This window comes from Saccharothrix sp. BKS2, assembly GCF_047689505.1.
GTDB classification, from domain to species: domain Bacteria; phylum Actinomycetota; class Actinomycetes; order Mycobacteriales; family Pseudonocardiaceae; genus Actinosynnema; species Actinosynnema lopnurensis.
Genome location: NZ_JAUQOL010000012.1, coordinates 331,584 through 341,871 on the forward strand (window position 1 = coordinate 331,584; position 10,288 = coordinate 341,871).

Below are 10,288 nucleotides of genomic sequence, written 5' to 3' on the forward strand. Positions count from 1 at the left end.
TCAGTTGTCCTTGGTCGCCACGCGGATCGCCGCCAGCGACAACCCGATCAGCACGTAGCAGCCGGCCAGGGCCGCGCCCTGCCACAGCTGCCCGGTCGGCAGCGGGTCGCGCATCACGTCGCCCAGGTCGTCCCACGCCGAGGTGATCAGGTACGGGTGCAGCCAGTCCAGCGCGGGGAACACGGTCAGCACCGCGAACACGATCACGCCCGCCATGGTCGCCGCCATCACCACCAGCGGGTGCTCGGTGCACGCCGAGATCGCCAGCGCGACCGCCGCGACCCCCCACACCTGCACGGTGACCAGCAGCACCGCCAGCGCCACGCGCCCGAGCCCCGCGCCGAACGGCAGCGTGCTGCCCGACAGCGTCAGCAGTCCGTCGCCGCCGAACAGCACCACGCCGGTGATCGTGCCGACCACCGCCAGCAGGGTGACCGCGAGCAGCGTCATCGCGGCCACGCCGAACGCCTTGATCGCCAGCAGCCGCATCCGCCCGACCGGCGCCACCACCAGCCCGCGCAGCGTGCCGTGCTGCGCCTCGCCCGCCAGCCCGTCCGCCGCCCAGATCGCGCCCACCAGCGGCAGCAGCAGCGGCAGCGCCAGGGACAGCGTGAACACCGGCAGCACCAGGCCGTTGCCGGAGATGATCCCGGCCAGGCCGGCGATCGACGAGCCCTCGCCGTTCACCTCGACCCACAGGCCGATGCCCGGCACCACCGGCACCAGGCACAGCAGCGCCAGGCCGATCACCGTCCGCGGCCGGCGCAGGATCCACCGCAGCTCCGAGCGCAGCTGCCGGCCCAGCGGGGCGCGTGCGGCCACGAGCGCGCTCATCGGGTCCCCTCCTCGATCGTGTCCACCGCGGACAGGTTGTGCTCGGCCTCCTCGGCCTCGGTGAGCCGGGCGAACAGGTCCTCCAGCCCCGTGCGGTGCCGGCGCGCCTCGTGCACCGCGACCCCCGCGCGCACCAGCGCCTCCAGCACCGCGGGCGCGGTCGTGCCGATCAGCTCCACCCGCACGCCCCGCTCGTCGCCGTCCGCGGCCAGGGGCCGCGCCGAGATCCGGCCCGCGCGCAGCGCGGACAGCGCCTGCTCCACGTCCGGCGTGGTGACCAGCAGCGAGCTGCTGTCGGCCTGGAGCAGCTCGGCCAGCCCGCCCTGCGCCACCACGGTGCCCCGGTGCAGCACGGCCACGTGCGTGCAGGTCGCCTCGATCTCGCTGAGCAGGTGCGAGGACACCAGCACCGTGCTGCCCGCCCCGTGCAGGTCGGCGATCACGCCGCGCACCTCGCGGGTGCCCGCCGGGTCCAGGCCGTTGGTCGGCTCGTCCAGCACGATCAGCCGGCGCGGCACCAGCAGCGCCGCGGCCAGGCCCAACCGCTGCTTCATGCCCAGCGAGTAGCCCCGGTAGCGGCGGTGCGCGGCGGCGGCCAGCCCGACCCGCTCCAGCGCGTCCTCCACCGCCTGCCGGAGCGAACCGGTGGCCAGCAGCGGCTCGAACGCCGCCGCCCGCCGCAGGTTCTCCCGCCCCGACAGGAACGGGTGGAACCCCGGACCCTCGACCAGCGCGCCCACGTGCGGCAGCGCGGCGCCCGCGCCGTCGGGCAGGGACTGCCCCAGCAGCTCGACCTCGCCCCCGGTCGGCCGCACCAGCCCCAGCAGCATCCGGATCGTGGTGGTCTTGCCCGACCCGTTCGGGCCGAGCATCCCCAGCACCGCCCCCTCGGGCACGTCGAGGTCCACCCGGTCCACCGCGACCGTCCGCCCGTACACCTTGCGCAGCCCCCGCGTCCGGGCGGCGAGGACCGGGGTGGAGCCGGCGGTCACCGGCTCCACCCGCGCGCTGGTCGAGGTGGTCACTTCACCTGGCCGATCGCCTCGGTCAGCACCTGCTCCGGCACCGCGCCCACGGCCACCCGGCCGTCGTCGGCGATCAGCACGCCGCCGACCCGGGCGGTGATCAGCGTGCCCGAGCCCCACGGGCCGCTGACCTGCTTGCCCAGCTGCCGCAGCAGGCCCTGGACGTCGACGCCGCGCTCCCGGTGGCCCTCCCACTCGCCGTTCTCGCCGTCCTGGCCGTCCTGGCCGTCCTCGCCGGAGGGCCGCTGGTCGAGGTTCGCCAGCGCGTCCGCGGGCACGCGGGCGACCAGCACGGTGTCCCAGCCCTCGCCGACGACCCTCGGGTCCGCCTCCGTCAGCGCCCGGTCCACGGCCGAGCGGTCCTCGGCGGTCACGTCCTCCGGCCGCACCTCGGTCACCTCGGCCCCGGCGGGCGGGGTGAACGCGAACAGCGCCGCGTCCTGCGGGCCGACCTCCAGGTCGGAGAACCCGACCTGGACGGCGGGCGCGTTCGTGCCGTTGGTCAGCACGGACACCCGCAGCGGCGCGCGCAGCTCCGCGTCGACCGCCACCCGCACCTCCCGCAGCACGGTCCGCTCGGTCGGCTTCGGCGTCAGCACCAGCTCGTAGGCGGCCCGACCGGCCACCCGCGCGGTGCCGTCCACGGTGACGTCGCTGAACTCCTGCACCCGGGACACGACGTCGCGGGCCAGCGTCACCGGGTCGCTCGGCGCGCCCTCCACGCGCTCGTGCGCCGCGACGCCGCCGTGCGACACCTTCTGGACGGTCTGCTCGGCCGAGTCCCACAGCCACGACGTCCGACCGTCGTCGACGAAGGTCTTCTCCGACTCGCCCGCGGGCAGCTGCACCCGCACCCGGCCGGCGCCGTCGGTCCACATGCGCAGCGAACTGGCGCCGTCGGACAGCTGCGGCATCCCGGCCAGGGCCGGCACGCCCAGGTCGTTGTCCACCTCGACGGCGCCGCCGAACGCGGCGGGCTCCGCCGTGATCACGGACTCGACCAGGGACTCGGCCGTGACGTCCGGCAGCACCGGAGCCGGGCCCGCGCCGGCGGGCATCGCCAGCACCCCCAGCCCCGTGGCCCCGGCGACCACACCGGCCGCCGCCACGGCCACGGTCACCCTCCTGCGGTTCATGAACCCCTCCTCCTGGGCGCCGGCCCGCTCCGTGCGGCCCGACAGCACCGACCTTCCCCCTCCGGGCCTGAGACGGGGCTGAGAGCCTGAGAGAGCACTGAGAGCGCACTCCGATCGTCCCACCGACCGGGCATGCTGTGGGGCGTGAGACCACGGGTGCTGGTAGTGGACGACGAGGTGGGCGTGCGGCGGGCGCTGGAGCGCGGCCTGTCCGCCGAGGGCATGGAGGTCGTCACCGCCGCCGACGGCCCCAACGCCCTGCGCGTGGCGCTGACCGGCGCGTTCGACGTGGTGCTGCTGGACATCATGCTGCCCGGCCTGTCCGGCTACCGCGTGCTCCAGCGGATGCGCGCCGAGGGCGTGCGCACCCCCGTGCTCATGGTGTCGGCCAAGGACGGCGAGGTCGACCAGGCCGACGGCCTCGACCTGGGCGCCGACGGCTACCTGGTCAAACCGTTCTCGTTCGTGGTCCTCGTGGCCCAGGTGCGGGCCCTGCTGCGGCGCAACTCGGTCGACCTGGCGCGGCGGCGGCTCAAGCTCGGCGAACTGGTCGTGGACCGGGCCGCCCGCGAGGTCAGCTGGGCGGGCGAGCCGGTGTCGCTGTCGCCGCGCGAGTACGCGGTGCTCGACGTGCTGGCCGGCCGCGCCGGGTCCGTGGTCACCAAGGACGAGCTGCTGCGCACCGTCTGGGGCGACGAGCTGGCCGCCACCCGCAACGCGGTGGAGGTCTACGTCGGCTACCTGCGGCGCAAGCTGGAGGCCATGGGCGCGGACGAGGTCGTGCGCACCGTGCGCGGCCACGGCTACCTGGCGTCCACGCCCGACCTCGACGCGGCCCTGGGCTCGGCCAGGCGCAGGTGAGCCCGCGCCGCTGGTGGCTGCGCCGCACGCTGCGGTTCCGCATCACCGTCGTGGCCACCGGCGTGGCGCTGCTGTGCCTGCTCGCGTTCACCCTCCTCGCCCCCCGGCTCATCGGGTTGGTGCAGGTCAGCGCGGTGGACGCGGAGCTGGCGCGGTCCGGGTCGGTGCGCGTGCTCGACAGTGCGGGCGCACCCATGGACGGCGGCCCGCCCACCGGCCTGACCACCGCCGACATCCGGGCGCTCAAGTCGGGGGAGCCGGTGCTGCGCGTCGACGGCGCGAGCGCCCACCGGTGGACCGGGCGGGTCGTGTTCGCCGCCGACGGCACGCCCCGGCTGCACGTCGCCGGGCACACCCTGCTCGGCTACCGGGAGGCCAACCGCCTGGGCACCCGGTGGCTGCTGCTGGCCGCCGTGCTGGTGGCGGGCCTGGTGGGCATCGCCACCTGGCTCTCGGTGCGCTCGTCGCTGCGGCCGGTGGAGCGGATGCGGGTGGCGGCGGCCGAGCTGCCGCGCGGCCGGCGGCTGCCCGTGCCCGCCGCCCGCGACGAGTTGCAGGCCCTCGCCGTGGCGCTCAACGCGCTGCTGGCGCGGCGCGACGAGGCGACCGAGCGGCTGCGGCGGTTCACCGGCGACGCCGCGCACGAGCTGCGGTCCCCGGTGACGTCCGTGCGGGCGCAGGCGGAGGTGGCCGTCGCCCACCCCGACCCGGACTTCTCCATCGAGGTGCTGGAGTCCGTGGTCGAGGAGTCCCAGCGGCTGTCCGCGCTGGTCGACGCCCTGCTGATCCTCGCCCGCGCCGACACCGGCGAACTGCCGCGCGCCGAACCGGTCGACCTGGTGCTCCAGGTCCAGGCGGCCGTCGACCGGCTCGACACGGACCTGCTCGTGCAGGTCGCCGCCCCGATGAGCGCCTGCCTGATCCCGGCCGCGCGCACCGAGGTCGAACTGGTGGTGGACAACCTGCTGCGCAACGCCGCCCGGCACGCGCGCACGTTCATCCGGATCTCGGTGCTGCCCGCCGCGCGCGAGGTGCGGCTCGTCGTGGACGACGACGGGCACGGCATCCCCGAGGAGCACCGCCGCAAGGTGTTCGACCGCTTCTACCGCGTCGAGTCGGACCGGGGCCGCGCCACCGGCGGCTCCGGCCTGGGCCTGGCGCTGGTCGCGCACCTGGTGGAGCGGCGGCGCGGGACCGTGCGGGCGGCCGAGTCACCCGAGGGCGGCGCCCGCCTGGAGGTCCGCTGGCCGGCCTACCGCTGACCACCCGCTCCACCACCGACCCGCCCACCGGCAATCCCCGCCGTCCTCCCGACGCCTCCCGACGCCCTCCCTCGACGTCCCCCGACGCCCTCCCGACGCCCCCCCGCCGTCCTCCCACATCCCTCCCGACGTCTTCCCACGTCCTCCCTACATCCCCCTCCGGGGTGGGAAGATCCCGGCCGTGCCCGAGCTGAGGAACACCACCCTGGTCGACGCGCCCCTGCGCACCGTCGCCGCCGCGCTGCTGGACGGCCTGCTGCTGGCCCGCGCGGTCCGGGGCCTCGGCGTCCGGATCTCGGGCGAACCCGTCCTCTACCGGGGCGCCTCCCTGACCGGCTCCGTGGGCCCGGTCACCGGCGTGCTGGTCGTGACCCGCGCGGACACCACCGGCGTCTCGGCCGAACTGGTGGGCGGCCCCCTGCCGGCACTGACCCTGACCACCGACCTCCTGCACACCGGCGGCGGCACCATGGTCGTCGACTCGGTCGAGTGGACCAGCCCCGGCGGCCCGGTAGGCCGCCTGGCCGACGTCGTCGTGGGTCGCGGCCTGGCCCTGAAGGTCCTCCAGGCCCGAGCCCGAGCCCTCTCCCACCGCTCCGTCGAACTCCTCGACGCCCGCGTGGTGGTGGGCGCCGCCATCATCCGCGACGGCCTCCTCCTGGCCCAGCAGCGCGCCTACCCGCCCGACGCCGCCGGCCGCTGGGAACTCCCCGGCGGCCGCGTCGAACCCGGCGAGACCGACCACGACGCCCTCGTCCGCGAGTGCCGGGAGGAACTGGGTGTCACCGTCACCCCCGACGCACCCCTGAGCCCGGACGTCCCCCTGCGCCCCGACCTCCTCCTCCGCGCCTACACCGCCCACCTGGACACCGGCACCCCCACCCCGGTGGACCACCAGGCCGTCCGCTGGATCGGCCCCACCGAACTGGCCACCCTCGACTGGCTCCCCGCCGACCGGGTCCTCCTCCCGGCCCTGCACCCCCTCCTCACCCCCTGACCCCGCGAGTCGAACACTCACGACCACCGTGTCGAACGTTCAGGACCCCCGAGTTCAACACTCGGGACCGCTCACGGCGCCGCCCGGCGAACGCGAGTGCGGAACTCACCGGTCCCGAGCGTTCGACACGGTGGTCCCGAACGTTCGACTCGCGGGGGGTGAACGGGCTTCAGCCCAGGCCGGAGAGGCGCAGGGCGGCGTCCAGGCGGTGGCGGCAGCGGTCGCGGGTGCGCTCGGCGCCGTGGGCGCGGACGCGGTCCAGCTCGGCCGGGTCGTCCAGCAGCTGCCGGGTCCGCTCCCGGACCGGCCGCAGCTCCTCCACCACCGCCTCGGCCGTCGCCTCCTTCAGGTCGTGGTAGCCGGTGAAGCCGTCCGCCAGGGCCGCCGGCTCCCCGCCCGTGCACGCGGCCAGGATCTCCAGCAGGTTCGCCAGGCCCGGCTGCTCCTCGGGCGCGTAGCGCACCCGCGCCACCTCGTCCGTCACCGCCCGGCGGATCTTGCGCCGCACCAGGTCCGGCGGGTCGAGCACGAACACCGTGCCCGCCGCGTCGGTCGCCGACTTGGCCATCTTGCGGCTCGGGTCGGCCAGGTCCCGGACCCGCGCGGCGGTCGGCGGCACCACCGCGCGCGGCACCGCGAACACCTCCCCGTACGTGCCGTTGAACCGCCGCGCCAACGCCCGCGCCAGCTCCACGTGCTGCCGCTGGTCGTCACCGACCGGCACCTCCCGCGCGCCCTGGAGCAGGATGTCCGCCGCCATCAGCACCGGGTAGGTGAGCAGGCTCAACCGCACCGACGGCCGCCCCACCGACTTCTCCTTGAACTGCACCATCCGCGCCGCCTCGCCGTACGTGCAGGTGCACTCCAGCACCCAGGTCAGCGCGCCCAGCTCGCGGACCAGGTCGGACTGCACCGACACCGACCTCGGGTCGACGCCGGCGGCGATCAGCACCGCCAGCTGCTCCCGGGTCAGCGCCCGCAGCCGGGACGGGTTGTGCGACGTCGTCATCGCGTGCAGGTCGCTGATGAAGTAGACGTCGTCCTCCCCGCCGTCGACGGCCCACCGCCGGACGGCGCCCAGGTAGTTGCCCAGCTGGACCGGGCCGGACGGGGTGATCGCGGAAAGCCTGACCATCGTGGTTCCCCTCGGGTGGGCCCGCCGCGACCGAACCCTCCCCGACAACGCGAAAGGCCGCCTCGACGGGCGGCCTGCGTTCGGTTGACGCGCAGTTCTTCAGGGCCGCCGGAAGGCGGGCCACCAGAACGTGTGAAGTGCGCGCATGATCCGGGAGCCTAGCGCGTCGCGGCGGCGCGCCACAGCCCCACGGCGCGCCACCGCCCCACGGCCTGTGACCGCCCCGCCGGGCGACCGTGACAGTCCGCAGTTCCCGGCACGGGGCGTCACGCGGCCTTCTTCCCGGCCTTCTTCTGCGCCTTCTTCTTGGCCTTGAGCAGCGCCACGACCGGGCAGCGCTTGCAACGCGGCGTCGACCGGCAGCACTTCGCCTTCACCTTGCCCTTGCCCACGTGACGCGCTCCACTCATCCAGGTGTCCCCACAGTAGGTGAGGCTGACCTCACCTGCGGTGCCTGTGTGGTATTGGCCGCACGCCCGGTAGACTGGCCGTGGCTGTGCGCGTGCTCAAGTCCCGGCGCCTGGCCCTCCCTCGAATCAGCTCTAGGAGTTCCGCGTGCCCACGGCCACCGCGTCGATCAAGGAAACGCTGGTCCGCAACGACCTGCGCAACGTCGCGATCGTCGCGCACGTTGACCACGGCAAGACCACCCTGGTCGACGCCATGCTCCGCCAGTCAGGCGCCTTCTCCGAGCGAGCCGAGCTCGTCGACCGGGTCATGGACTCGGGCGAGCTGGAGCGCGAGAAGGGCATCACCATCCTCGCCAAGAACACCGCCGTCCGCCGCCACACGCCCGACGGCGTGGTCACCATCAACGTGGTGGACACCCCCGGCCACGCCGACTTCGGCGGCGAGGTCGAGCGCGGCCTGTCCATGGTCGACGGCGTCGTGCTGCTGGTGGACGCCTCCGAGGGCCCCCTGCCCCAGACCCGGTTCGTGCTGCGCAAGACCCTGGCCGCCGGCCTGCCCGTCATCCTCGTGGTGAACAAGGTCGACCGCCCCGACGCCCGGATCTCCGAGGTCGTCGAAGAGGCCCACGACCTGCTGCTCGACCTGGCCACCGAGGTCGGCGCCGACGACTCCGTCCTCGACCTGCCGGTCATCTACGCCTCCGCCCGCGCCGGCCGCGCCTCCCTCACCCAGCCCGCCGACGGCGGCCTGCCCGACGAGGAGAACCTCGACTCGCTGTTCGAGGTCCTGTTCAACCACATCCCCGCGCCCACCGGCGACGCCGACGCCCCGCTGCGCGCGCTCGTGACGAACCTCGACGCGTCCACGTTCCTCGGCCGCATCGCGCTGTGCCGCATCGCCGCCGGTCGCATCCGCAAGGGCGAGACCGTCTCGTGGTGCCGCGAGGACGGCAGCGTGCAGAAGGTCCGCATCACCGAGCTGCTGATCACCGAGGCGCTCGACCGCGTGCCCGCCGAGGAGGCCCGCGCCGGTGACCTGGTCGCCATCGCCGGCATCCCGGAGATCACCATCGGCGACACCCTCGCCGACGTCGACAACCCGGAGCCGCTGCCCCGGATCACCGTCGACGAGCCCGCCATCTCGATGACCATCGGCGTGAACACCTCGCCGCTGGCCGGCCGCAACGGCGGCACCAAGCTCACCGCCCGGGTGCTCAAGGCCCGGCTGGACTCCGAGCTGGTCGGCAACGTGTCCGTCCGCGTGCTGCCCACCGAGCGCCCCGACACCTGGGAGGTGCAGGGCCGCGGCGAGCTGGCGCTGGCCATCCTGGTCGAGCAGATGAAGCGCGAGGGCTTCGAGCTCACCGTCGGCAAGCCGCAGGTGGTGACCAAGATGGTCGACGGCAAGCTGCACGAGCCGTTCGAGCGCCTCACCATCGACGCGCCGGAGGAGCACCTGGGCGCCATCACCCAGCTGCTCGCCAACCGCAAGGGCCGGATGGAGAACATGTCCGGCCACGGCAGCGGCCGCATCAAGCTCGACTACGTCGTCCCGTCGCGCGGCCTCATCGGCTTCCGCACCGAGTTCCTCACCGAGACCCGCGGCACCGGCATCGCCAACGCCGTGTCCGAGGGCTACGGCCCGTGGGCCGGCGAGATCCGGACCAGGCACAACGGGTCGCTGGTGGCCGACCGCTCCGGCTCGATCACCGCGTACGCGATGATCCAGCTGGCCGACCGCGGCACGTTCTTCGTCGAGCCGGGCGCCGACGCGTACGAGGGCATGGTCGTGGGCGAGAACCCGCGGGCGGAGGACCTCGACGTCAACGTCTGCCGCGAGAAGAAGCTGACGAACATGCGCACCTCCACGGCCGACGTCATGGAGACCCTGGCGCGGCCGCGCAAGCTGTCGCTGGAGGAGGCGCTGGAGTTCTGCGCGGTGGACGAGTGCGTGGAGGTCTCGCCGGAGGTCGTGCGGGTGCGGAAGGTGATCCTGGACGCGAACCAGCGGGGCCGCGAGCGGAACCGCGCCAAGCTGCGCGGCTGACGCCGGCTTCTCCTTATATATAGGGTGTGCTGACGGGCACCCCGGGGCGTGCCCCGGGGTGCCCGTTCCGTTCGGTCGGCTACACGATCGGGTGGTCATCGGGCCGGACATGTACGAAAACCGGGGGTTCGGCACTCGGTTGAAACATGAGGAAACCGCCAACCCCGATCCCGGCCCACCACCCCGGCCAGCTCCACTGCCCCGACCCAGCCCCAGCCCCGCCGCTCTGACCCCGCCGTCTCCACTGCAACGCCCCGGCTCCGGTCGCCCCCGCTGCAACGCCTCGGCCCGACCTCACTGGCCTGGCCCGCCCCTCGGCCCGTCCGCGCCACCCGCACCCGCGCGCGTACCCGGGCCAACCGCTCGCTCGGCTGTGCGCGGTGCGTCGCCTGAGCTGGCGAGGGCTGCTCAGGCCAGGAGGTCGGCCAGGTAGGAGCTGTCCGGACGGAGTTCCGCTCGCACTGCGTGGCATGGTGTGACTGGTTGTGATGTGCTTGCGGTGATGCGCGACGGGTGAGTCGCTCGTGCCGGGTGCCGGGTGCCGGGTGCCGGGTGCCGGGTGCCGGGTGCCGGGTGCCGGG

Annotated in this window: 9 protein-coding genes; 4 read left to right on the forward strand and 5 right to left on the reverse strand. The window is 74.5% G+C overall.

Annotation, left to right across the window (positions count from 1 at the left end; translation table 11 throughout):
• The 3 genes from Q5530_RS26295 to Q5530_RS26305 are packed head-to-tail and all read right to left on the reverse strand — an operon-like array spanning position 1 to position 2,995.
• Positions 1 to 834, reverse strand: a complete 834-nt coding sequence (locus Q5530_RS26295; RefSeq protein ID WP_415365430.1) for an ABC transporter permease — start codon at positions 832 to 834, stop codon at positions 1 to 3.
• Complete coding sequence (locus Q5530_RS26300; RefSeq protein ID WP_415365432.1) at positions 831 to 1,859, reverse strand: ABC transporter ATP-binding protein; 1,029 nt, start codon at positions 1,857 to 1,859, stop codon at positions 831 to 833. Before Q5530_RS26300 ends, Q5530_RS26295 begins: the two co-directional genes overlap by 4 nt.
• A complete protein-coding gene (locus Q5530_RS26305; protein WP_415365434.1) occupies positions 1,856 to 2,995 on the reverse strand; it encodes a LolA family protein in 1,140 nt (379 codons plus the stop codon). Before Q5530_RS26305 ends, Q5530_RS26300 begins: the two co-directional genes overlap by 4 nt.
• A 132-nt stretch (positions 2,996 to 3,127) precedes the next feature.
• Between Q5530_RS26305 and Q5530_RS26310 the strand changes: the two genes are divergently transcribed.
• The 3 genes from Q5530_RS26310 to Q5530_RS26320 all read left to right on the forward strand — a co-directional run bounded on the left by Q5530_RS26310 (position 3,128) and on the right by Q5530_RS26320 (position 6,115).
• Positions 3,128 to 3,856: a response regulator transcription factor gene (locus Q5530_RS26310; protein WP_380643439.1), complete on the forward strand. Its 729-nt coding sequence runs from the start codon at positions 3,128 to 3,130 to the stop codon at positions 3,854 to 3,856.
• Positions 3,853 to 5,118, forward strand: coding sequence for a sensor histidine kinase (locus Q5530_RS26315; protein WP_415365436.1), 1,266 nt, complete (start codon positions 3,853 to 3,855; stop codon positions 5,116 to 5,118). The genes Q5530_RS26310 and Q5530_RS26315 overlap by 4 nt, the downstream gene beginning before the upstream one ends.
• Positions 5,119 to 5,299: 181 nt before the next feature.
• Positions 5,300 to 6,115, forward strand: a complete 816-nt coding sequence (locus tag Q5530_RS26320; protein WP_380643443.1) for an NUDIX domain-containing protein — start codon at positions 5,300 to 5,302, stop codon at positions 6,113 to 6,115.
• A 169-nt stretch (positions 6,116 to 6,284) separates the two neighbouring features.
• On the opposite strand, the gene trpS is transcribed toward Q5530_RS26320, so the two are convergent.
• Together trpS and Q5530_RS26330 are read right to left on the reverse strand one after the other, a co-directional pair.
• On the reverse strand, positions 6,285 to 7,250 hold the full coding sequence (trpS, locus tag Q5530_RS26325; RefSeq protein WP_415365437.1) for a tryptophan--tRNA ligase: 966 nt from the start codon (positions 7,248 to 7,250) through the stop codon (positions 6,285 to 6,287).
• 266 nt (positions 7,251 to 7,516) lie between these two features.
• Positions 7,517 to 7,660 (reverse strand): hypothetical protein, encoded by a 144-nt coding sequence (locus Q5530_RS26330; protein WP_415365438.1) that lies wholly within the window; start codon positions 7,658 to 7,660, stop codon positions 7,517 to 7,519.
• Positions 7,661 to 7,805: 145 nt separating this feature from the next.
• Between Q5530_RS26330 and typA the strand changes: the two genes are divergently transcribed.
• The gene (gene typA, locus Q5530_RS26335; protein ID WP_415365440.1) at positions 7,806 to 9,707 is read left to right on the forward strand and encodes a translational GTPase TypA; all 1,902 of its coding nucleotides are present in this window, start codon (positions 7,806 to 7,808) and stop codon (positions 9,705 to 9,707) included.
• Positions 9,708 to 10,288 lie beyond the last annotated feature (581 nt).